Annotated in this window: 23 protein-coding genes; 8 read left to right on the top strand and 15 right to left on the bottom strand. The window is 58.5% G+C overall.

Annotated features, from left to right (window positions below; translation table 11 throughout):
• Window positions 1–105: 105 nt before the first annotated feature.
• Genes ABRP84_RS00825 through ABRP84_RS00805 form a run of 5 tightly spaced genes read right to left on the bottom strand, consistent with a single transcriptional unit; the run spans window position 106 to window position 3,547 of the window.
• On the bottom strand, window positions 106–834 hold the full coding sequence (locus tag ABRP84_RS00825; protein ID WP_349852118.1) for an LppP/LprE family lipoprotein: 729 nt from the start codon (window positions 832–834) through the stop codon (window positions 106–108).
• 2 nt (window positions 835–836) lie between these two features.
• Window positions 837–1,253: a DUF3151 domain-containing protein gene (locus ABRP84_RS00820; protein WP_349852116.1), complete on the bottom strand. Its 417-nt coding sequence runs from the start codon at window positions 1,251–1,253 to the stop codon at window positions 837–839.
• 30 nt (window positions 1,254–1,283) lie between these two features.
• Window positions 1,284–1,871 (bottom strand): Maf family protein, encoded by a 588-nt coding sequence (locus ABRP84_RS00815; RefSeq protein WP_349852114.1) that lies wholly within the window; start codon window positions 1,869–1,871, stop codon window positions 1,284–1,286.
• The gene (locus tag ABRP84_RS00810; RefSeq protein ID WP_349852112.1) at window positions 1,871–2,080 is read right to left on the bottom strand and encodes an acyl-CoA carboxylase subunit epsilon; all 210 of its coding nucleotides are present in this window, start codon (window positions 2,078–2,080) and stop codon (window positions 1,871–1,873) included. The genes ABRP84_RS00815 and ABRP84_RS00810 overlap by 1 nt, the downstream gene beginning before the upstream one ends.
• A 6-nt stretch (window positions 2,081–2,086) precedes the next feature.
• The gene (locus ABRP84_RS00805; RefSeq protein WP_349852110.1) at window positions 2,087–3,547 is read right to left on the bottom strand and encodes an acyl-CoA carboxylase subunit beta; all 1,461 of its coding nucleotides are present in this window, start codon (window positions 3,545–3,547) and stop codon (window positions 2,087–2,089) included.
• A gap of 338 nt (window positions 3,548–3,885) precedes the next feature.
• On the opposite strand from ABRP84_RS00805, the gene ABRP84_RS00800 reads away from it, so the two are divergent.
• From ABRP84_RS00800 to ABRP84_RS00790, 3 genes are read left to right on the top strand one after another with little or no spacing between them, the layout of a single operon-like run.
• Window positions 3,886–5,154: a hypothetical protein gene (locus ABRP84_RS00800; protein WP_349852108.1), complete on the top strand. Its 1,269-nt coding sequence runs from the start codon at window positions 3,886–3,888 to the stop codon at window positions 5,152–5,154.
• A 22-nt stretch (window positions 5,155–5,176) separates the two neighbouring features.
• The gene (locus tag ABRP84_RS00795) at window positions 5,177–5,749 is read left to right on the top strand and encodes a hypothetical protein (RefSeq protein WP_349852106.1); all 573 of its coding nucleotides are present in this window, start codon (window positions 5,177–5,179) and stop codon (window positions 5,747–5,749) included.
• 3 nt (window positions 5,750–5,752) lie between these two features.
• Entirely contained in the window at window positions 5,753–6,331 is a 579-nt protein-coding gene (locus tag ABRP84_RS00790) for a hypothetical protein (RefSeq protein WP_349852104.1), read from the top strand.
• A gap of 269 nt (window positions 6,332–6,600) precedes the next feature.
• Here the strand turns inward: ABRP84_RS00790 and treS are convergent, their stop codons facing one another.
• The 6 genes from treS to ABRP84_RS00760 all read right to left on the bottom strand — a co-directional run bounded on the left by treS (window position 6,601) and on the right by ABRP84_RS00760 (window position 12,668).
• Window positions 6,601–8,106: a maltose alpha-D-glucosyltransferase gene (gene treS / locus ABRP84_RS00785; RefSeq protein ID WP_349852102.1), complete on the bottom strand. Its 1,506-nt coding sequence runs from the start codon at window positions 8,104–8,106 to the stop codon at window positions 6,601–6,603.
• Window positions 8,103–8,288: a hypothetical protein gene (locus tag ABRP84_RS00780; RefSeq protein WP_023030205.1), complete on the bottom strand. Its 186-nt coding sequence runs from the start codon at window positions 8,286–8,288 to the stop codon at window positions 8,103–8,105. The genes treS and ABRP84_RS00780 overlap by 4 nt, the downstream gene beginning before the upstream one ends.
• The gene (locus tag ABRP84_RS00775; RefSeq protein ID WP_023016855.1) at window positions 8,288–9,109 is read right to left on the bottom strand and encodes a carbohydrate ABC transporter permease; all 822 of its coding nucleotides are present in this window, start codon (window positions 9,107–9,109) and stop codon (window positions 8,288–8,290) included. The genes ABRP84_RS00780 and ABRP84_RS00775 overlap by 1 nt, the downstream gene beginning before the upstream one ends.
• Window positions 9,109–10,116, bottom strand: coding sequence for a carbohydrate ABC transporter permease (locus ABRP84_RS00770; protein WP_502879759.1), 1,008 nt, complete (start codon window positions 10,114–10,116; stop codon window positions 9,109–9,111). The genes ABRP84_RS00775 and ABRP84_RS00770 overlap by 1 nt, the downstream gene beginning before the upstream one ends.
• A gap of 195 nt (window positions 10,117–10,311) precedes the next feature.
• Window positions 10,312–11,574 carry an ABC transporter substrate-binding protein gene (locus ABRP84_RS00765; RefSeq protein ID WP_349852100.1) on the bottom strand — a complete coding sequence of 421 codons (1,263 nt, stop codon included), beginning with the start codon at window positions 11,572–11,574 and terminating at the stop codon, window positions 10,312–10,314.
• Window positions 11,575–11,675: 101 nt separating this feature from the next.
• Complete coding sequence (locus ABRP84_RS00760) at window positions 11,676–12,668, bottom strand: ABC transporter ATP-binding protein (protein WP_349852098.1); 993 nt, start codon at window positions 12,666–12,668, stop codon at window positions 11,676–11,678.
• Between the two features lie 43 nt (window positions 12,669–12,711).
• Here ABRP84_RS00760 and ABRP84_RS00755 point away from each other — a divergent pair, with 43 nt between their 5' ends.
• On the top strand, window positions 12,712–13,581 hold the full coding sequence (locus ABRP84_RS00755; RefSeq protein WP_349852096.1) for a biotin--[acetyl-CoA-carboxylase] ligase: 870 nt from the start codon (window positions 12,712–12,714) through the stop codon (window positions 13,579–13,581).
• Window positions 13,582–13,645: 64 nt separating this feature from the next.
• Window positions 13,646–14,086 (top strand): YdbT family protein, encoded by a 441-nt coding sequence (locus ABRP84_RS00750; RefSeq protein ID WP_349852094.1) that lies wholly within the window; start codon window positions 13,646–13,648, stop codon window positions 14,084–14,086.
• Here the strand turns inward: ABRP84_RS00750 and budA are convergent.
• The gene (gene budA / locus ABRP84_RS00745) at window positions 14,064–14,795 is read right to left on the bottom strand and encodes an acetolactate decarboxylase (RefSeq protein WP_349852092.1); all 732 of its coding nucleotides are present in this window, start codon (window positions 14,793–14,795) and stop codon (window positions 14,064–14,066) included. The two genes, ABRP84_RS00750 and budA, sit on opposite strands and share 23 nt — an antisense overlap.
• Here budA and ABRP84_RS00740 point away from each other — a divergent pair.
• The 3 genes from ABRP84_RS00740 to ABRP84_RS00730 all read left to right on the top strand — a co-directional run bounded on the left by ABRP84_RS00740 (window position 14,781) and on the right by ABRP84_RS00730 (window position 17,584).
• Complete coding sequence (locus ABRP84_RS00740) at window positions 14,781–15,989, top strand: 5-(carboxyamino)imidazole ribonucleotide synthase (protein ID WP_349852090.1); 1,209 nt, start codon at window positions 14,781–14,783, stop codon at window positions 15,987–15,989. The two genes, budA and ABRP84_RS00740, sit on opposite strands and share 15 nt — an antisense overlap.
• 20 nt (window positions 15,990–16,009) lie before the next feature.
• The gene (gene purE, locus ABRP84_RS00735; protein WP_349852088.1) at window positions 16,010–16,510 is read left to right on the top strand and encodes a 5-(carboxyamino)imidazole ribonucleotide mutase; all 501 of its coding nucleotides are present in this window, start codon (window positions 16,010–16,012) and stop codon (window positions 16,508–16,510) included.
• A gap of 519 nt (window positions 16,511–17,029) precedes the next feature.
• Window positions 17,030–17,584, top strand: coding sequence for an endonuclease domain-containing protein (locus ABRP84_RS00730; protein WP_349852086.1), 555 nt, complete (start codon window positions 17,030–17,032; stop codon window positions 17,582–17,584).
• A gap of 15 nt (window positions 17,585–17,599) precedes the next feature.
• Here the strand turns inward: ABRP84_RS00730 and ABRP84_RS00725 are convergent, their stop codons facing one another.
• Genes ABRP84_RS00725 through ABRP84_RS00715 form a run of 3 tightly spaced genes read right to left on the bottom strand, consistent with a single transcriptional unit; the run spans window position 17,600 to window position 20,362 of the window.
• Entirely contained in the window at window positions 17,600–18,499 is a 900-nt protein-coding gene (locus ABRP84_RS00725; protein ID WP_349852084.1) for a ribokinase, read from the bottom strand.
• Complete coding sequence (locus tag ABRP84_RS00720) at window positions 18,496–19,410, bottom strand: substrate-binding domain-containing protein (protein WP_349852082.1); 915 nt, start codon at window positions 19,408–19,410, stop codon at window positions 18,496–18,498. Before ABRP84_RS00720 ends, ABRP84_RS00725 begins: the two co-directional genes overlap by 4 nt.
• A 10-nt stretch (window positions 19,411–19,420) precedes the next feature.
• Entirely contained in the window at window positions 19,421–20,362 is a 942-nt protein-coding gene (locus ABRP84_RS00715) for an ABC transporter permease (RefSeq protein ID WP_023016865.1), read from the bottom strand.
• Between the last annotated feature and the right edge of the window lie 5 nt (window positions 20,363–20,367).

The raw sequence follows: 20,367 nt of genomic DNA, 5'->3' as shown, positions 1-20,367 counted from the left end.
TATGAATTGTGCCTGAAACTCCTATAGATAATGACCCCGCGGCAATCCGCGGGGTCATTTTTATGTGGTGTGCGAAGACGAATGGAAGACGGCAACTCCTATGGCCTAGCCATAAGAACCGAGCATGAACGTCATGTGCTCATTCAAAGCCTTATTGAAAAGGTCAATATCGCCAGAGACTGGTTCCACCGAGTCACCATCAACCTGGAGGCGCACTGTGTGATGCGCGGTGATCCCCGCGGACGTAGTAATTGAGCGCTCTCCCCACGTGAAGTCGACTGCATCGTCTGAGACGCGGCTGACCTTATCAACCGAGTCAAACATGGTGACTTCATTCACGGGCTCTCCATGGACGTATAGGGCCAGTGCATGGCCGACCGATGCTGCGTTATTGTTGGGGCCATTTTTGTCCCCCACCTCACCGTTGAAAGTAATCCAACTGATGGGCGCACAGGGATCGTAGGAGTTGTCGATATCCGCGATCCAAAAGTTGAAGTCATCACCTCTATCAGAGGGCATGCGCCCGGGCGCGGTGCCAGATGCATAAGCGTCGCGTGGATCGTTTGGTAGATCCGCGCATTCGGAATCGGTGGAAGAATCCTTGCCCTTATTATCGTTGGGTTGTTCCGGGGCTTCTTTAGTGGGCGTTTCGGTTACCGTGTGGGTCTGCCCCGAGGCTTCTGGGCTGTGGGTAGAAAATTCGGATTGGGACGAAGCTGAATTAGATTCCTGGTCATCCGAGCCGCACGCCGCCAAGCTAAGCGGCAGCGCCGCAGCGAGGAGCGTTATTGCGGCCTTGGAACTTAAGCAGCGGGATATATTTCTAGCAAACATACTTAATCGAGCAGCTGAGAGACGCTATCGGGGTCGGCATCGGAAAGCATCTGGCGAATGCGGTCGTATTCATCGTCCTCGCCGATGGCCTTGGCGGCACGTCCAAGGGCTGCAATGGCGCGCAGGACACCCTGGTTGGGCTCGTGGGAGAAGGGGACCGGGCCCCATCCCTTCCAGCCATTGCCGCGCAGGCGGTCTAAGCTGCGGTGGTAGCCGGTGCGGGCGTAGGCATAAGCGGTGATGTATTCGTTGGGATCCGCGCCCTCTAGCTTGTCGAGCTCCTGCTCCGCGAGCATGGCCCACAGCAACGGGGAATCCGGGTGGTCTACGATGCCGGCCGCAGGTGCGGCCGCGTCCTTGGTGCCGGGATCGGCGGGTAACTTAATAGGTTCTGGAGCAAGCATGTCTTTCATTTCCATAAGACACACTCTAGCGATGCTCGTGCGGGCCTACCAGAAATCAGAAACGTTAAGCCCAAAAGAGTAAAGCGCGCGGCGCACCACCGGCAGGGACAGCCCGATAACAGAAGAGGGATCGCCGTCGATGCTATCGATAAACCAGCCGCCCATGGCCTCCAAGGTAAACGCGCCCGCGCACTCCAAGGGCTCGCCGCTGCGAGCGTAGGCCTCGATATCGGTGGCAGAAGCCTCTGCGAACCGGATGGTCGTGGTAGAGGTTTCCACGTGGCGTTGCGTGCCAAAAATCAGGCAATGGCCGGTAAGCAGCTGCGCGGTGCGCCCAGCCTGTTGGTGCCAACGCCCGATGGTGGCTTCGACAGTGTGCGGCTTGCCCTGCAGTTGGCCATCCAATAGCAGCATGGAATCGCCGCCAATAACCGGCTCGTCGGGGTACTGGGAGGCGACCTTTTCGGCCTTGGCGGTGGCAAGCTTTGCCACGGTATCGGCAGGCGAGTGCCCTGCCAACTGGGCTTCTAGGGAGCGCTCGTCAATATCGGCGGGCTCGAGCACCGGTTCCACCCCGGCCGCGCGCAGGATGGCGGCGCGCGAGGGGGACTGCGAGGCCAAAATGAGGCGCATTAGTAATACCGCACGGTGTGGAAGGCAGAGGGATTAAAGACGCGCTGCGCGCCGTAGTGGTCGAAGCGCTCGCCGGGCCTGCCCCAGTGGTTGCGATCCCCAAAGGCACCGGAGTGGTCCTTTTGCATCTGCTTGAGCACCGTCGAGAGCGCGGCGCGCTCTTCTTCGGTGGGGTTTCCCTTCAGGATTTTGATTTCGGGTTCAGACATCTTTTCCTAAACAGTTCCGTGCTTCTTGGGTACCTGGGCCACAACCTTGCGCTCTAGCAGGCGCAGGCCTTCAACCAGGTAGTGGCGGGTAGCGGAAGGCTCGATGACATTATCGGCCAGGCCGCGCTCAGCGGCGGCGTAGGGGTGCAAGAAAAGCTCGTCCATTTCTTCCTGCTTATCCTCATCGCCGTAGATGGCCAGCGCGGTCTGGGCCGCTTCGGCGACGGCGATTTCCGCGGTCGGCCAGGCATAGACCAAATCCGCGCCCAGGTCCTTGGACCCCATAAACGCGTAGGCCGGGCCAATGGCCTTGCGGGTGACCACCGTAAGCTTGCCGACGCTCGCCTCCGCCTGCGCATACGCAAACCCCGCCGCCCGGCGCAGGAGACCGGCCTTTTCTTCCGCCGGGGTGGCAACGAAACCAGGCGAGTCCACGAACTCAATGATTGGGGTATTAAAGGCATCGCACAGACGCACAAAGCGTGCCGCCTTTTCCGCCGCGGCCGAATCCAGCGCGCCGTCCAGCGCTAGCGGCTGGTTGGCGACGATACCCACGGCGCGGCCATCTACGAAGGCAAAGCCCGTGATGATATTGGGCGCGGCCTCGGCCGAAAGCTCAAAGAAGGAGCCCTTATCGACGACCGCGTTGACCACCTCACGCATGTCATAGGCATCCGCTGCCGAATCCGGGATGACGGAATCCAGATCAAACTCGGCGACCTCGCGCGTATCGATGCGCGTTGCCTCGGCGCGGTTATTGGCCGGCAGGTAAGCCAGTACGTCGCGGACCAAGTCGAGGGCTGCTTGCTCGCTCGGGGCGCTGAGCTGCGCGGTGCCCGACTTCGCGTGGACTGCGGCACCACCAAAGGTTTCCGGTTCCGCTTCGGCGACATCGCTGCCTGCTTGGTGCAGGCTGGTGCCGTGGGTGACAATGAGGACATCGGCAAGCGTGGGCGCAAATGCCGCAATGCCGCTGGTATCCCCGGCCACCACGGAGATCTGCGGGATAAGACCGGAGGCCTCCGTCGCGCGGGCGAGGATGCGGGCGTAGCCAGCAAGCGTGACGACGCCCTCTTGCGCGCGCGGGCCGGTGGAATCATAGATGCCGACGATGGGCACGCCGGTTTTCAGCGCAAGGTCATAGACCTTGGTGAGCTTTTCCGCATAAACCTCACCCATCGTGCCGTCAAAGACGGTGGCATCCTGGCTGAAAATGCACACGCGGCGCCCGTCGATGGTGCCGTAACCGGTGACGATGCCATCGGTGTACGGGCGATCGTGCTCGCGGCCAAAGTCGGTGGAGCGGTGGCGGGCCAGTGCATCGGTTTCTACAAAGGAACCCTCATCGAGCAGCTGATTCACGCGAGTGCGGGCGGCTGGCTCGCCTTCCCCCAACGGCACGCGGGACTCGGCGAGCTTGTTGTCCAGGTCCTCAATCTTGCCAGCGGTGGTCTTCAGGTCAGTCATAGGCGCTGAGTTTACTAGTGGAAGGCCAAAGATGCGGAAATTGCTCACTTTGGGCATCGTCACAGAGTCGGTGGCGGCGCGCTATCGGTGAGGCATTAGCGCAACCGGAGTATCTGCCAGGTATTAGGAAATATTAGCTCCCCTTTATAGGGGTGAGGATGAAATGTGATGTGCGGCTTTCTTTACCGGTAAGGGACGTTTTCCCACCGTATCGACGATAAATGTCAAAAGGAAAGATAGCCGTAACTGTTGAGGAGCTATAACGAAGAACTTAATATCAGCTGTGTCTTCATGAATTTTTTCTCGTATCCTTAAACAACCACAAGGACGGTCTTCTGGTGATTTCAAAGGGACTGCGACTTGTCGCGCCGCTTGCCATCGCGACACTTCTCGCGCCCGCGGCACATGCGCGCGATATTCCCCCGATGCCACAGGCATATCCCATTACCAACCTCTATAAAAGCTGCAGCGCCGCCGGAGATAACACCGAACGCGAATGGCGGTTTGCTGAAACAGGCCGTCGCTACATGAGCGACGGAACCTTGCAATTCAAAAACACCACCGACCAAGAAGTGCCGTACACCGCCGAGGTAGAAACCGGCACCAACCACGAAATTGATGCCAACTCCAAGGCCAAATTGCCCTCTGGTTGGGACACCACCGCCAAATCCGATATTGGCCTAAAAATGGCCAATGGCTGGCGAGACAAAGAAACCTTCGGGCCCGTTAAACTGAAGCCGGGTGAATCCTTCCGCGTGGAATACGGCGTGGTGGAAAAGGACTTTATTTCCATGTTCGTCGGCTGCAATGATGACCGCCTCGAAAACATTCCCGGCGCCAACGTCATCCGCGGTAAAGCCCCAGCAGAGCGCTATGCTTTTGCCTACATCATCAAGGCCGATGGATCCGTATCGGACTTGGCAATGGAAATTCCGTCTCGTTCCGGCAGCACTAACTCTAAGCCCATCGAAGGTAACTACACCGCGGTTTCCGGCCCCAGCTTGGAAAAGATTGCTGATCCTGACAAAGACGAGATCATGCAACCAGCCGCCGAACCCCAACGCGACCCTGCGTGGCCCAAGGAAGACGAAAAGTGCGAGGCCAACGATAACTCCTGGTACCCGCTGGATATCACGGCGGTAAAACCAACCTTCCGCAAGCCCGGTTATTCTACCGACTTCCTCAACTGGTCTCAGGGTGACTATGAATTCGCACCGGTAACGGACTTCGTAGTCGGTGCCCAGCACGATCCCTATACCAATTGGCGAGGCAATAGGGGCGATATCCCGCAGGGCTGGCTCGAGTCCGTCGGCGCCATCAAACGTGCCTACATGCCGGTCGGTACTGAACTCAAACACGTCAACCTTGCACCCGGAGAGCGCGTTCGCGTGGAGTACGGCACCACCATGACCCGTATCAACTATCGCGAGGTGCACTGCGGAAAATCCGGCAAGTACGACCTCACCTCGGACTATAAACAGACCACCGCCCCGAGCGGTTTCTGGGCCGAAGCCAAAATCACTTCCAAAGACGGCAGTACCCGCACCGTAGACGTCACCCCTGACGAATACCGCGATCTGCCCGTACCCACCCAAACCATCTACTAACTACCTGCTAGGAGTACATCTCATGCGCATTTCCAAGATTGCGTCCACCACCGCGGCTTTGGCCGTTGCCACCGGCGTATTCGCTGCCCCAGCCGCCAACGCATTGCCGCAGCGCGACCTGGGTCCTGCAAACCCCACCACGATTGGTGAGCGCTGCGCCAATCCTGGCGATACCGGCCAGACCGTTGATATTAAGCGCACCTATTTCGACGGTTCCGCCGGCACCTGGACCGTTTCCAACTACAACGATGAGCCGCTTCCAGTGACCCGTTCCATCAAGGAAACCAAGACCAAGTCTTGGGACGTTTCTGCTGGTGTGGACTTCAAGCTGTTGGATCTGATTCACTTCACCTTCTCCTCCAGCTACACCTCCAGCCAGACCTACGAGGTAGGCGAGCAGGTCGGCCCATACGATATCGCTCCGGGTAAGACTGCCGTGCTGAAGGCTGGCTGGGTTGTCTCTGACTTCGAAGGACAAAAGACCGTGTGCGGTTCCGACCACACCTGGCAGGCCAATGGCGGTAAATTTACCGCAACTCTGCCCAAGGAACGCCACGTCGCGATCTCCACCCGCGATAACAACGATTGGGGTTAAACCTTGAAGGTGAAGTCCATCGCTAGTGCGATCGCAGCGCTGAGCTTGGTGGCCGTTCCAGTGGCCCATGCCTCTGACTTCGGCGGAGACTTTGAACTGCCCCAGCGCTGGAACGATGACTATAAGCCCGGCACGCATTGCGCAACGCCGGGGGAGAATTCCACCTACGTCACCGCGAAGCGCCGCTGGTTCAAGCAAACCGATGCCGCCAGCGTGGCAAACCACAATGCTGAGCCGGTGCCGGTCAAACACACCGTATCCAAAGCGCGGACGGAAACCGTTGAGGTTTCCGGCTCCGTGCAAGGAGAGGGAGATTTGGCCAAGATCCTGACTAAGACCTACGGATTCAACTATGTAAGCGAACAACACTGGAAGATTAACCAGGTAGTTGGGCCATACACCTTGCCTGCAAATTCCCAAGGCAAGTTGGTGTGGGGCTTTACCATGCTGGATACCGATGGCCAGGATGTGCACTGTAACCGAGATCAAGTATGGGAAACGGTAGGAAAACCATATTCTGCCACTGTCCCTGAGGCTCGCTATTCCGAGCTGCGCCTAGAAGACGCTCCGGACTGGAGCTAATTCATTAGAAAATGAGCCCAGCCGCGCCCTGTGAATGGGGTGTGGAGCTGGGCTCTTTTTGGCAGCTACGGTGCCTTATTAGAAGTGCATCCTCTGAAGTGCATCCTCCAAAGTGCAGGGTCCTCTGCAACATTTGAGGAAGATTTGCGATATCTGAGGGCCGGGTTTGCTCAGTTATCGCAGTGGAGGATGCACAAATTGCAAAAGCCGGGCGCATCCACCGGCATGACTGGCCGTGCAGCGGTCATACATGGCAAAAGACAGCCGCTTTAGGCCGGCAACCACGCATACCCGTAAGGCCCGAGCTCGACCGGGCCTAGGTCAACGGAGCGGTCGCTGAAATTGTGCAGGCACAAAAGGTCGCCGCGCTGGTAACCCAGCACGCTTTCTTTTCCGGTTTCCACCGGCTCGCAGGGTGCCGTGCCCAGCTCGGGGTGCGCGTGGCGCTCCGTGATCATGGTGCGCACGCTGTGCAGCAGGGAAGTGGCATCATTGAGCTGCGATTCCACGGATGTGCCGCCGACGATGGGCAGCCGCGCCGGGGTGCGGGTGCTAAAGCCCGCGGTTTGGCTATCGTCCCACTGCATAGGGGTGCGAACGGCATAGCGGTCCGGCAAAGAGGTATCATCAAGCATGCCGATTTCATCGCCATAATAAATAAATGGCGCACCCGGCAGGGTCATCAACAGCGAAAACATCAGCTCCACCTTGCGGCGGTCCCCACCCATCAACGGCATGAGCCGCCTGGCGATGCCCACATGTGCCCGCATGTCATCATCTGGCAGGTAGGTCTGATACATCAGCTCGCGGACGTCATCGTCGACCATTTCCAAGGTCAGCTCGTCGTGGTTGCGCAGGAACGTTCCCCATTGACAGCCCTCGGGCAGCGGCGGTAGCTGGTTGAGGATGTCGTAGACGGGGGTGGCATCGCCAAGCGCGAGCGCCTGGTAAAGCCGCGGCATCACCGGGAAGTTGAAAACCATGTGGAAGCGGTTGCCAGAGCCGTAGAACTCCATGGTTTCCCTGGGCGGCTGGTTGGCCTCCGCAATGAGGACGGCCTCGGGATAGTGGGTATCTACAAAAGCGCGTATCTTTTCCACGAACTCCACCGTCTCCGGCAGGGATTCGCCGCCGAGCTCGTCGCGCTCAAAGAGGTATGCGATGGCATCCAGGCGCAGGCCATCGAGGCCCTTGTCCATCCAGAAGGACAAGATATTAAAGACCTCTTCCTGCACATCCGGGTTATCGTAATTGAGATCCGGCTGGTGGGAGTAGAAGCGGTGGAAATAGTACTGCTGGCGCTCGTCGTCCCAGGTCCAGTTGGAGGTCTCGACGTCCGTGAAGATGACGCGGATTTCGGGGTAGCGCTCGGGGTCATCGCCCCAGACGTAGAAATCCCCGAACGGGCCATCTGGGTCGGAGCGCGAAGCCTGGAACCACGGGTGATCGGAGCTGGTGTGGTTAAGCGCCAGATCCGTCATGATGCGCATGCCGCGGCGGTGCAATTCCTCGACCAGTTCCTCGAAGTCCGCCATCGTGCCGTAATCGGGGTGGATGGAGTAATAATCGGCGATATCGTAGCCGTCATCGCGCAGCGGTGAAGCATAAAACGGCGAAAGCCAAAGGCAGTCCACGCCCAACCACTGGAGGTAATCCAGCTTGTCGATGACCCCGCGCAGCGTACCGATGCCCTTATTCTCGGCCTCGCTATTGCCGGAGTCCTTAAACGAGCCCACCAGGGCTTGGTAGAAGACGGCGTTGTGGTACCAGCTCATTGCAGATCCTTTCTTTTTGCCCGCCACGCAAGGTATGTCAGTGCGCACAGCACGCCGGCCACTAGGCCGGGCCATACGGCGGGGGAGTCTTCAAATAAGTTCACTACGGCTTGGATGACCGCAAGGCACGCGAAGAAGCCGAGGAATCCGAGGAGCGAATCCCACAGCAGGGACCGGCGCATTAGGCCTTGACACCTCCTGCGGTAAGCCCGGCGACGATGCGGTGCTGGAAAATGAGCACCATGATGATAAGCGGAATGGTCACCAATGCACCAGCCGCCATGGTTGCGGCATAAGGGTACTCGAAGGCCGAGGGGCCAGAGAAACGGGCGATGGCCACCGTGACCGGCTCGGTGCCCGTCGTGGATAGCTGCTTGGCCAACATGAATTCATTCCACGTGGTGATAAAGGCAATGATCGCGGTGGTAAAGAGCGCCGGTGCGGCCAACGGCAGGAGGATGAGGCGGAATGCCTGGGCGCGGGAAGCGCCATCCACGCGGGCGGCCTCCTCGAGCTCCCACGGCAGCTGCCGGAAGAAGCTGAGCAGGGTATAGACCGTCAGAGGCAGTGCGAAGGAGATATTTGGGATGATCATCGCGCGGTAGGTGCCGATCCACTCTAGGCGGCCAAAGAGCTGGAAGAGCGGGGTAACCAGCGCGATGGCAGGGAACATGGAAGCTGCCAGGATGATCCCTGTGACAATGCCCTTGCCGGGAAAGTCATAGCGGGAGAGCGCATACGCGGTAAATACGCCGACCAAGACGGCTACCGCGGTGGTTGCGAGCGAGATGAACAGCGAATTGCCTAGCGCGCCGAGGAAGTCATTGCCCTTGTCCGTCGCGAGGGCATCGCGGAAATTATCGAGCGTGATATGCGTTGGCCAGGGCGTGGTATCGAAGGTGAATTCCTGGCTGCGCAGGGCGGTGACCACCATCCAATAAAAGGGGGCAAGGCCCCAGAACATGATGAAGATAATGCCCGCGTAGTGTCCGAATTTACGCATTACTTTGCACCCTTTCTGCCGGAGACATCCGCGCCGAGGAAACGGATGAGGATGAAGGCGACGAAGAAGATGAGCAAGAAGATAAGGGTGGATAGCGCCGAGGCGGAATTGAAGTTACCTTGGCGCATATCTTCCACCACCAGCTGGGAAATAGTGGCGGTAGGGGAGTTTGAGGAGCTCGAAATCATGATGACGGGAAGGTCATACATGCGCAGCGCATCCAGGGTGCGGAAGAGTACGGCCACCATCAGGGCTGGGCGCACCAGAGGCAGGGTGATGCGGAAGAAGGTTTGGATGCGGTTGGCGCCATCGACGCGGGCGGCATCGTAGACGTCCTTGGGGATCATCTGCAGGCCAGCCAGGATGAGCAGCGCCATAAACGGTGCGGTCTTCCACACGTCTGCGATGATGACGGCAAAGCGCGCATAAAACGGGTCCGTGGTCCAGGCGATATTCGTACCAAGCAAGGAATTGACTATGCCCTCTGGGGCGAACATGAACTGCCACAGCTTGGCAGTCACGGCGGTAGGAATGGCCCAAGGGATAAGCACGGCGGCGCGCACCAAGCCGCGGCCGCGGTACTCGCCGTTCATGATGATGGCCATGAACATGCCGAGGATGGTCTCCAAGGCGACGGTGACCACGGTGAAAAACAGCGTGATTTTAACGGCGGGCCAAAAGTCGGTGGCGATAACACCGGGCGGGCACGTCGTGATTTCACCCGCACCGGAAACACAGCGGTTATTGATCCAGTACAGGTAATTGTCTAGGCCGGCGAAACCGCCTTCTTCAAAGAGGCCCGTTTTGGGGTTCAGCTGCCGGTTTCCCTGGAAGGACAGGATGACCGCGCGCACGATGGGATAGCCGATGATGATGCCCAGCACGATGAGCGCCGGGGCGATCAGCGCGGCGGGCCGCCCGAAATTGGCAAACTTGCTGGAGCTAGGGGTGCGCTTGGGTTTCTTCGATGATGGGTGCGTCTGTTGCGTCGGCGAAGTGGTGACCACGGTTATTCGCCTTTCTGGTTCAGATAATTTCTGGTGCGCTAGATTCTATCCCCAACTAGGGTGGGAAAACCACAAAGGGTGAGGCTATGGCGTATGCGCCTTCCTCACCCATTTGTGCACTAGCGGTTCGCTATGTATTTCTCGTTTTTCAGCATGCTCCCTGCTCGTGGGATACGAGGGGCAGGGAGCGTATTTTTAACCCTGCGAAGCAGAGTCGATGGCCGCCTTCATATCGGAGGTGGCATCCTCGACGGACTTGCCATCGGTCAGCGCGGCATAAGCGTTGTCCTGAATGGCCTTAGAGATGGCGGAGTAGAACGGCGATACCGGGCGCGGTGCGGCGTTTTCCAGGGATTCCTTTAGCGCTGGCAGGTAGGGGAATTCCTCCTGCAGCTGCGGGTCATCGTAGATGGAGGAAAGAACCGGCGGGAAGGACTGCTCAGCAAAGGACTTCTGGTTTTCCTCATTGATGATGAAGTTCATGAAGTCCAGGGCGGTGCCCTTGTTCTTGGAATTGATATTGATGCCGTTGTTGTAGCCACCCAAGGTGGATACGCCAACGCCGTCCTTACCCAGCGGTGCCTGGACCTCAACGTCGATGCCGGCATCTACGGCGTTGGTGTACATGTAGGGCCAGTTCACGGCGAAGGCGGTCTTGCCTTCGGTGAAGGCCATGTTGGTTTCTTCCTCGGTGGCGGCGGTGGAGTCCTTGGAGATGATTTCATCTTCATATGCATCCACCATGGCCTGCAGGCCTGCCTTGGCTTCTTCGGAGTCGACGGCGGCATTGCCGTCATCGTCAAGCACCGAGCCGCCCCAGCCCTCCATGAAGCCGGCGGTATTCAGCGCCAAGCCCTCGTACTGCTTGAGCTGGGTGGTCAGGCAGTTCTTGCCGTCTTCCAGTGCCTTGCAAGCGGATTCGAGGTCAGCGAATTTCTCCGGGGTAGCATCCGCAAGCTCAGTATTGCGGAAGAGGAGCTGGCCATTGGTGTTTTGCGGCAGCGCATAAAGCACGTCATTGTAGGTAGCCGATTCCACGGTGGCTGGCAAGAGCTCCGAGGTATCGGTCTCAAAGTCACCATTGAGCGGCTGGAGCCACTGGTTGGCGGCGAATTCCGCGGTCCAGACCACATCGAGGGCCATGACATCGTAGTCATCATTGCCGGCCTGGAGGGACTGCACCAGAGTCTCGCGCTGGGCATCTGCCTCGCCCGCGAGCTCCTTGAGCGTGACCTTTTCATCCGGATTTTCTTCATTCCACTTATCGATGATGGGAGTGACCTTATCCGTGTCGTTCTTGCCCATGGCAAAGGTGATGGGGCCGTGGGAGTCAGCGCCGGAACCGGAACCGGATGCGGAGCCATCCGCGTTATCTGCACCGTCGTCAGACGTGGAGCAGCCGGCCAGCGCCAATACTGCCGTGGTGGCGACTGTGGTGCGAATGAAGTACTTCTTCATGGGGGATTCACCTTTCAGAAAGCTTGGGTGTTTCTTAAAAATAATTTACAAACATCGTACACAGGATAGATTTTGATTATTCACCTCTAAAAGGGGGTGATTTAAGAGGTGGTGATGCGCTCTCCGGTCTCTGGATCGAAGCGGTGTGCAGTGCTTTCATCAAAGGTCAATACAACCTCATCACCCCGCTGCGGAGGAGTGCCTTCGCAACGTGCGACGAACCGCGCACCGTCCACAGTGGCGTAGACAAAAGATTCGGAACCCAATTCTTCAACGAGGTCGACCACTCCCCGGAGGCCCTCCGCCTCCTCATTGAGGTGCATGTTTTCCGGGCGCACGCCCAAACGCTCGCCGTTATGGTCAAAGATATTCATTGCAGGCGAACCAATGAAGCCGGCCACGAACTCGTTTGCCGGTTCCGCATAAAGCTCGCGCGGCGGGGCCACCTGCTGCAATTCGCCATCTTTAAGCACCGCTACTCGGTGCCCAAGCGTCATCGCCTCGACCTGGTCATGGGTGACATAGACCGTGGTGGTACCCAGCCGTTGCTGCAGGCTCGCAAGCTCCGTACGGGTTTGCACGCGCAGTTTCGCATCCAGGTTAGATAGTGGCTCATCCATGAGGAACGCCTTAGGGTTGCGCACAATGGCGCGGCCCATGGCTACGCGCTGGCGTTGGCCGCCCGATAGATCCTTAGGCTTGCGCTTAAGGAACTCGCTTAGGCCCAGCATTTCCGCGGCATCCTGGACCTTTTGCTTGATTTCAGCCTTCGGGAGCTTGGCCAGTTTGAGCGAAAAGCCCATATTTTCTTCCACCGAGAGGTGCGGGTAAAGCGCATAATTTTGAAAGACCATCGCGATATCGCGATCGCCCGGCTCGAGGCCCGTGACATCCGCATCATCGATGGAGATCCGGCCACTAGAAATTGGTTCGAGGCCCGCAAGCGCGCGCAGCGTCGTGGACTTGCCGCAGCCAGAAGGGCCCACCAAAACGAGGAACTCGCCGTCCGCGATTTCTAGGTCCAATTCCTTCACGGTGGGCGCCGCCGCGCCGGGGTAGGTGATATTTACCTTTTCAAAAGTGACCTTTGCCATGCGCAACACACTAGCACCACCGGCGGACGGTATCTTGGAATCTATGACTGCACTTGATAAGCACCGCATTCGCACCGCCCTGGCGGAGGACTTCACCACCATCGATTTTGTGGATCAGACCGGTTCCACCAATACCGATCTGATGCAGGCCACCAATGTCGCCGATGGCACCGTGCTGCTTGCCGATGAGCAGCTATCCGGCAAGGGCCGCCTCGGCCGGGCGTGGACGGCGCCGGCCGGCTCCCAAGTGATCTTTTCCGTGCTGCTCTTGCCCGATTCCCTTGATTACTTGGGCACGCTTCCGCTGGCTGCGGGCCTGGCCGTGACCGATTCCATCGAGGGCTCCGTGCTCAAGTGGCCGAATGATGTGCATATCGATGGCAATAAACTCTGCGGCATCCTTGCCGAGGCCGGTCCCGTGGGCCAAGCCTTCAAGTCCGCACCGAAGACCGAGGTCAACAAGGCAGAACTCAATAAGACTGAGTTGAACAAGGCCGAGATGAATAAAGCTGAAGTCAATAAAGCCGAGGTAAATAAGGCCGTCGACGGGCAGGCGCCCTCCGCGCGCGTCGTGGTGGGCATGGGCATTAACGTCTCGCTCACTCGCGAGGAGCTGCCGATTGAAAAGGCCACTTCGTTGGCGCTTGAAGGCCGCGATACCGACCGCACCGAGCTGGCCATTACCGTGCTGAAAAACCTGCGCCGCCGCATTACGCAGTGGGAGAACCAGGATCCGCAGCTTATGCAGGATTACCGCAAGGTGTGCTCATCCATTGACCAGGAGGTGCGGCTGGAGACTCCGTCTGGCGATGTCATCGGCCGCGTCGAGGGCATTGGCGATGACGGGCGCATCAACGTCGCGGGCGAGTACTACTCCGCCGGCGACGTGACGCATTTGCGCCCGGCACGATAAACACCGCGCGGTAGGCGCCGAGTAGCCCGAGTCGTACTGGCACGCACTGGTATTATCCATGGCTATGGGATTGATGAAGATGGGCCAAGGCGAGGTCAAGCGCGCGGATGTATCCGCACCATTTCGTGCGCTCGTTTTCCCATTTCTGGAGCTCATCCTCATCACCGGTGTGCTGTGGATTGCCATCGGGTGGTGCGACGCACAGGGAGTAGAACCGATGCTGCGCAATGGGCTCGTAGTCTTGTGGGCCGGGCTGAGCACGTGGCGCTTTTTGCTTCCTTTATATAGGGCCCGCCGTAAGCGGTTCATCGTGACCAACCGCCGCGTGATTGTGCGGGAGGGCCGCCACATCGATTCGATTCCGCTGGAAGATATCCGTGGCGCTCGTAAGCGCCGCGGCGGTATCTCCATCGCGCTCAACGGCTGGGACAGGGCCATGTATTTTCCTACCGTGGCCAAGTCAAAGCAGGTTGCGGAAATTATTAATGATCGCCCGTGGTTTTAACCTCGGTGGTATGCAATTGCTTATCTAGGTCCTCCGGCGCGAGGTTAGCGCGGCCGAATTCCTGAGTCAGCGGCAGGCGCAGCTCTAAATCGGAGCCGGGGCATAACTCGATTTTCGCCTCGTCCACGGTGTAATCCAGCACGTGTCCGCCGGACTTACGCGCGGCGTCGATAAAGTGCACGTGGCAGCCCGGCACCGAAATTCCCCGCTCATACACGGGCGTGCGGAAGCCGCCGATGACACCTTCGACATCGCTAAAGTGCAATTCCTTATCGCTGCCTACCGCCTGGGTCATTGGGGGATAGGGCTTGGATTGTTTTACCACCGTGCGCGTGGTGACCTCAGAAAACCTGCCCGTGATGCGGACCGCATACATGTAGTTTGCAGAAGGTTCCACCTCATCGATGAAGGCGGAAAGCTCGTCGCGACGCAGGCCCCGTGGGGCATCGACAAGAATGCGAGGCACAAAGTTAGTGGCCACGGCATAGGGGGTTTGCTGGTCCAGGTCCGCAACCCGAGCGGAGCCATCGCTGCGCAGCTGGTAGCAGGTCCCGTCCAGGATGATCATTTCACCATCGAGGCCGTTAAAAGTGCCGATGCCAAAATTTCCCTTTCCTAGCAGTTCAGAAATGGTCATCTCGCCGTCATAGATGCCATCAAGGAGGGCGCTCATGAGAGAGTTCTGGAAGATCGAATGACGGGTAAACATGGTATCCAAGCTAGTATTGTGTGCGTGAGTGTCTCAAAACCTATTGTAACTGTCTGTGGCGATGGTCAGTTGGCGCGCATGATGCAGCCTGCCGCTGCGGAACTCGATATTCATCTGCAGATTCTTGCTGGCAGCCCGGATTCTTCTACCGCGCAGGTCACCCCGGATATCGTGGTGGGCGATTATCACAACTACGAGGATCTGCTAGCAGCAGCCCGCGGCGCGGACGCCATCACCTTCGAGCATGAGCATGTGCCCAATGAGCATTCCGCTGCGCTTATCGATGCCTCCTTTAACGTCCAGCCCCAGCCCAGCGCCCTGCGCTATGCCCAGGACAAGCTGGACATGCGCGAAAAGCTCTCCGCTCTGGGTGCGCCCGTTCCGCGGTTTAGCGCCATCGAATCCGTTGCCGATGCCCGCGCGTTTTTCGATGCCGTGGAGGGTCGCGTCTGCCTCAAGGCCCGCCGGGGTGGCTACGACGGCAAGGGCGTATGGTTTCCTTCGGATGCCGATCTCGATGACCTCGTTGCCGAGCTGCTCGAGGCCGACACCCCGCTGATGGCCGAAGAAAAAGTGGATCTGACCCGCGAGCTATCCATCTTGGTAGCGCGCCGCCCATCCGGTGAGGCCAAGGTCTGGCCCATTACCCAGTCCCGCCAGGCCAACGGCATCTGTGCCGAGGCCATCGCGCCTGCGCCCGATCTCTCGCCTGAGCTGGCCGAACGCGCCTCTGCGCTGGGGCTGAGCATTGCCGAATCCCTCGGTGTGACCGGCGTGCTGGCCGTGGAGCTTTTCGCCTTCAACGGTGAGGGTGGCGAGGACATCTCCGTCAATGAATTGGCCATGCGCCCGCACAATACCGGCCACTGGACCCAGGATGGCTGCGTGACCTCGCAGTTCGAACAGCACCTGCGCGCCGTACTCGACCTGCCCTTGGGCGCGGTGGACGCCCTAGCCCCGGTGACCGTTATGGCAAATGTGCTCGGCGCGGATGCAGATCCCAAGATGCCTATGCCGCAGCGTGTTCGCGAGGTCATGGAACGCTACCCACACGCCAAGATTCACCTGTACGGCAAGGACCACCGCGCTGGCCGTAAGATCGGCCACGTCAATGTCGCTGGTACTTCTCTTGAGGAGACCCGCGATGCTGCTGGCCAAGCTGCGCACTTTCTCATGCACGCGACCTGGGCTTAACCAATTCTAGAAAGGACATTATGGAACCGCAGGTAGGAATCATCATGGGCTCAGACTCGGATTGGCCCACCGTCGAACCGGCTGCGCAGGTCCTCGCGGACTTCGGCATCCCCTTTGAGGTTGGCGTGGTCAGCGCTCACCGTACCCCAGAAAAGATGCTGGCCTATGCCAAGGGCGCGCACTCCCGCGGCCTGAAGACCATCATCGCTTGCGCCGGCGGTGCTGCACATCTGCCCGGTATGGTCGCGGCTGCCACACCGCTGCCCGTCATCGGTATTCCGCGCGCACTCAAGGACCTCGATGGCCTAGATTCCCTGCTTTCTATCGTGCAGATGCCTAGCGGCGTTCCCGTGGCCACCGTCTCCATTGGCGGCGCAAAGAACGCCGGCCTGCTGGCCGCCCGCATCTTGGGTGCCGGAGACCCAGCGCTGCAAGACAAGATGGTTGCTTACCAAGAGCAGATGGCGGACGAGGTCGAGCAAAAGGATAAGAACCTGCGCTCGAAGCTGCTAGGGGAGTAGCACTTTCCACCGATTCTGCCAATTGCGACCGCGTTCGTCCGATTTTGGGCCTGATTTTTTCAGAAACGCGGTTGCTTTTGGACGTTATGCTCCGATGCAAGCAGCTTTCTAGACAATGGCCAGACAATGTCTAGCAGGGCGCAGCCGTGCGAGGTGATCCTGTTTCACTTAAACTTCCCCTGGGGCCGTATTTGTTCCGAGGGGGAATAGATGAAGGAACTTGTAGTATCGGGGCTGAACCCAGACGAACTTAGGTCTGCGTTAGTAAAAGGGAAAATAATAAAGATCCGCCACGGACTGTATACGTGGCGGAAACCCACGCCACTCGAGCTTGCTCGCATCCTGCATGACAAAATGCCCGGGATTATGATTGCCGGGAAATCCGCAGTTGAGCTCTACTCCGATAGAAAGCTGACCTTTCCGCTGCACTGTGCCCATGAGCATCCATTGAAGGATTCCGAGTGGGTAAAAATGCAACGCACTCGCCAGAAGACAACCTTTAGCCATGAAGGTGTTCCTGTGCAGAATCCCCTATTAGCCGCAGGAGAAGTGGACGAGGCCGCGGCGGTGGCGATGCTGGAAAAGCGCTATCAGAAGCGCCGGGGAAAACAGGAATTGGAAAAGGATTGGGCAACGATCTCTCGGGTACCGGCGCGGGTAAAGGAGTTGGTGACGAAGTCCGCCATTGGGGCCGATAGCGAAGCGGAGAGGAAGGTAGCCCGCGCTTTGCAGAAGCGCGGTAAAAAGGTGCAGGTTAACTACCAGATTGGTCCGTACCTGTGGGACATCGTCCTGGACAAGGTGGCGGTAGAGATTGACGGTTATGATTACCACAAGGCGGAAGACTTAGGCACCTTCATCAAGGACCGGTGGAAGGGAAATAACGCTGCGCTGAAAGGCTATACGGTGCTGCGTTACTCGGGGAGCTGCGTGAAGCACCATTTAGTTGATGTGGTGCAGCAAATAATCGAGGCAGACGAGGACCGTACCAACTTCACTTCGCACGTTCACAAGCCCGTGTGGCAGTGGCATTGGATCCTCGCCGGATATGAGTCCGAGCCGATATATGGCTAGATATTTCTATGCTTGTCAGACCTCCGGCAGCTCAGAAGTGGTCGTGGGGTAGGACGGCTGGGCCCCAGTGCTGGTGGCTGCGAAGGCACCGACGCGTGCGGCGAAGGAAGCGGCATCGACGAGTGTGGCGCCCTCGAGGAGCTTGGTGCAGAAAGCGCCGGCAAAAGCATCACCGGAACCGGTGGTGTCGACCGCGGTGATTTTTGGGGTGGGGATGTCTGTGTTCGACTCGGGAGTGGCCACATAGGCACCTTCGGCCCCAAGGGTAAGGACCACCGATTTAAAGCCGGCGGAAACGAGGCGGTGGGCGAGCTCGCGCGGGGTGCCGGTGGAAGAAAGGCCTAATTGTTCGAGGATAAGCCCTGCTTCGTGCTCGTTGGCCATGAGGGGATCTGCGTGGAGGAGGGCATCGCGATCCACCTCGATGACAGGGGCAAGGTTTACCACTACGCGTCCTTGGGCAGCGTCGACTGCGGCTTTGAAACCGGAAGCGGGGATTTCGCCCTGGAGCAGGACCACGTCCGCATCAGCGATGGTGGATTGGCGGGCGGTGACGAAGGGGGCATCGACAAGCGCGTTGGCGCCGGGGGAGATGACAATGGTGTTTTCCCCGTCGGCAGATACCGTAATGACTGCGAGGCCGGTGTTGGCGTCGGTTTGCTCCACCGCACTGAGATCGATGCCCGACCGCCGCATGTAGTGCATGGCGGGCTCGGTGTAGGGATCGGAGCCGACCGCGCCGACGAATGCTACATTGGCGCCCAATTGCGCGGCGGCTACCGCTTGGTTTGCGCCCTTGCCGCCAGCGAGGATCTCGCCGCCGGAGCCCAGCAGGGTTTCGCCGGGATGCGGGTGGCGTTCGGCGTGGACAATAAGGTCAGCATTAATCGAGCCGACGACGGTGAGTTTGCTCATTGGAAATCCTCCACGGTGTCTTTGGTGACGGTAATAACCTCAACAGGGACATTCTTTTCTGCGCTCTCGCCGTGCAGAAGCGCTGCTGCTTGTTCAATTGCTCGGGCACCAAGCTCGGCAGGCTGCTGGGCGATCGTTGCCTCCAGCTTGCCATCTTTTACGGCTTTGAGTCTGTCAAAGGTGCCATCGAAGGCAACAATTTTGACTTCCTTGCCGGCTCTGGAACCGAGAGCCTCAACAGCGCCTAAAGCCATCTCATCGTTTTCTGCAAAAATGGCGCTGATATTCGGGTTCGCCTGCAGCAGATTGGTAGTTACGTTGAGGCCTTCAGTGCGGTCGAAATTCGCGGACTGTTTGCCGGCGACCTTGATGCCGGGGTACTGCGCGATCCTTTCCTCAAACCCCTTGCCGCGTTCGCGCGAGGCAGAGGTACCAGCGGTTCCCTGCAGGATCAGAATTTCGCCCTCTTCTCCGATCGATTCTGCGAGTTTATCCGCCGCTTGGGCGCCACCGGCCTCGTTATCAGAAGCAACCATGGAATCTAGTTCCACGCCGTTGACGTCTCGGTCGACTCCGATGACTGGCACACCATCATTTTTGATGCTGCGTACAGCGGGGGCGACGGCATCAGAGTCGGTGGGATTAATGACCACCACTTTTGCGCCCATGGATGTCGCATTTCCCAACTGATTGACCTGTTGAGCCGGGTCATCGGAGGCATCTTGGATATCGAGGGGAACGTCTAACTCTTTGGCTTTATCTTGTGCGCCGTGGAGTAATTCTACGAAGAATGGATTAGTTTGCGTCGATACGGACAGGGTGATGCGGCTTCGATCCTCCTCGGAGCGGTTGCACGAGGCTAGACCCAACGCTAGTGCTGGGACGATAAGTGAGACTAAAAGTTTCTTCATGGTCTCCTGCCTAATTCGCGGTCTTATTACGGAATACGTCGAAGCCCACGGCTAGGGCGATGACCAAGCCGATGACAATCTGCTGCCAGAAAGAAGAAACATTGAGCAGATTCAATCCATTGCGAATCACGGCCAAAAGGATGGCGCCAACGAGTGTGCCCGTGGCTTTGCCTTGTCCGCCGGAAAGGGAGGCACCACCGATGACAACGGCTGCAATAGCATCTAGCTCATAACCGGTTCCGGCTTGTGGCTGTGCGGATTCAAGGCGGCCCGCCATAACCATTCCTGCCCAGGCGGCGAAAAATCCGGAAAGCGCGAATACTGCGATTTGGATACGCCTTACTGGCAGACCAGACAGGCGCGCGGCTTCAAGGTTTCCGCCGATGGCATACATGGAACGGCCGAGGACGGTGCGCTCTAAGATGAACCAGCAGATAACGCCAGCGATGACCATCATGATGATGGGAACCGGGAAGCCGAATACGTCGCCGCCGAAGGCGTTAACTGTGGGTGCAGTTTCGATGGGCGAACCCTGTGAAATTACGAGCGTGATGCCGCGGGCGATGGACATCATGGCCAGAGTTGCAATGAAAGAGGGAATTTTTCCCCAAGCAGTGGCCATACCGCAGATAGCACCGGCGAGCGCACCGACGAACAAACCGATAAGCAGAGTAAGCCAGCCGGGAAGCCCAGCGTTGGAGAACATGTAGGCCGAAACCATTGCTCCCAAGGCCGCCACCGAGCCAACAGAAAGGTCAATGCCTGCAGTGACGATGACGAAAGTCATGCCAAAGGCCAAGATGGCCACCGTGGCAGCTTGAATACCTACGTTGAGGAGGTTAGCCACCGTAAGGAAATAGGGAGTGGCGATAAAGAGCGCGATACACAAGGCGATGAGCCCCACGAGCGCGCCATTATTCATGGCCCAGTTGGCAATGCGATTCTTGGTCATGAGTA

Origin of the sequence: Corynebacterium sp. KPL2861 (assembly GCF_040225475.1) — a bacterium.
In the GTDB taxonomy this organism is placed as follows: domain Bacteria; phylum Actinomycetota; class Actinomycetes; order Mycobacteriales; family Mycobacteriaceae; genus Corynebacterium.
This window is presented reverse-complemented; position numbering and strand designations above follow the sequence as displayed.

What these genes read in the sequence shown, in the direction of transcription:
- ABRP84_RS00825 (WP_349852118.1), bottom strand. Translation starts at nt 834, where the DNA reads ATGTTTGCTAGAAATATATCCCGCTGCTTAAGTTCCAAGGCCGCAATA.
- ABRP84_RS00820 (WP_349852116.1), bottom strand. Translation starts at nt 1,253, where the DNA reads ATGGAAATGAAAGACATGCTTGCTCCAGAACCTATTAAGTTACCCGCC.
- ABRP84_RS00815 (WP_349852114.1), bottom strand. Translation starts at nt 1,871, where the DNA reads ATGCGCCTCATTTTGGCCTCGCAGTCCCCCTCGCGCGCCGCCATCCTG.
- ABRP84_RS00810 (WP_349852112.1), bottom strand. Translation starts at nt 2,080, where the DNA reads ATGTCTGAACCCGAAATCAAAATCCTGAAGGGAAACCCCACCGAAGAA.
- ABRP84_RS00805 (WP_349852110.1), bottom strand. Translation starts at nt 3,547, where the DNA reads ATGACTGACCTGAAGACCACCGCTGGCAAGATTGAGGACCTGGACAAC.
- ABRP84_RS00795 (WP_349852106.1), top strand. Translation starts at nt 5,177, where the DNA reads ATGCGCATTTCCAAGATTGCGTCCACCACCGCGGCTTTGGCCGTTGCC.
- treS (WP_349852102.1), bottom strand. Translation starts at nt 8,106, where the DNA reads ATGAGCTGGTACCACAACGCCGTCTTCTACCAAGCCCTGGTGGGCTCG.
- ABRP84_RS00780 (WP_023030205.1), bottom strand. Translation starts at nt 8,288, where the DNA reads ATGCGCCGGTCCCTGCTGTGGGATTCGCTCCTCGGATTCCTCGGCTTC.
- ABRP84_RS00775 (WP_023016855.1), bottom strand. Translation starts at nt 9,109, where the DNA reads ATGCGTAAATTCGGACACTACGCGGGCATTATCTTCATCATGTTCTGG.
- ABRP84_RS00765 (WP_349852100.1), bottom strand. Translation starts at nt 11,574, where the DNA reads ATGAAGAAGTACTTCATTCGCACCACAGTCGCCACCACGGCAGTATTG.
- ABRP84_RS00760 (WP_349852098.1), bottom strand. Translation starts at nt 12,668, where the DNA reads ATGGCAAAGGTCACTTTTGAAAAGGTAAATATCACCTACCCCGGCGCG.
- ABRP84_RS00755 (WP_349852096.1), top strand. Translation starts at nt 12,712, where the DNA reads ATGACTGCACTTGATAAGCACCGCATTCGCACCGCCCTGGCGGAGGAC.
- ABRP84_RS00750 (WP_349852094.1), top strand. Translation starts at nt 13,646, where the DNA reads ATGGGATTGATGAAGATGGGCCAAGGCGAGGTCAAGCGCGCGGATGTA.
- ABRP84_RS00740 (WP_349852090.1), top strand. Translation starts at nt 14,781, where the DNA reads ATGACGGGTAAACATGGTATCCAAGCTAGTATTGTGTGCGTGAGTGTC.
- budA (WP_349852092.1), bottom strand. Translation starts at nt 14,795, where the DNA reads ATGTTTACCCGTCATTCGATCTTCCAGAACTCTCTCATGAGCGCCCTC.
- purE (WP_349852088.1), top strand. Translation starts at nt 16,010, where the DNA reads ATGGAACCGCAGGTAGGAATCATCATGGGCTCAGACTCGGATTGGCCC.
- ABRP84_RS00725 (WP_349852084.1), bottom strand. Translation starts at nt 18,499, where the DNA reads ATGAGCAAACTCACCGTCGTCGGCTCGATTAATGCTGACCTTATTGTC.
- ABRP84_RS00720 (WP_349852082.1), bottom strand. Translation starts at nt 19,410, where the DNA reads ATGAAGAAACTTTTAGTCTCACTTATCGTCCCAGCACTAGCGTTGGGT.
- ABRP84_RS00715 (WP_023016865.1), bottom strand. Translation starts at nt 20,362, where the DNA reads ATGACCAAGAATCGCATTGCCAACTGGGCCATGAATAATGGCGCGCTC.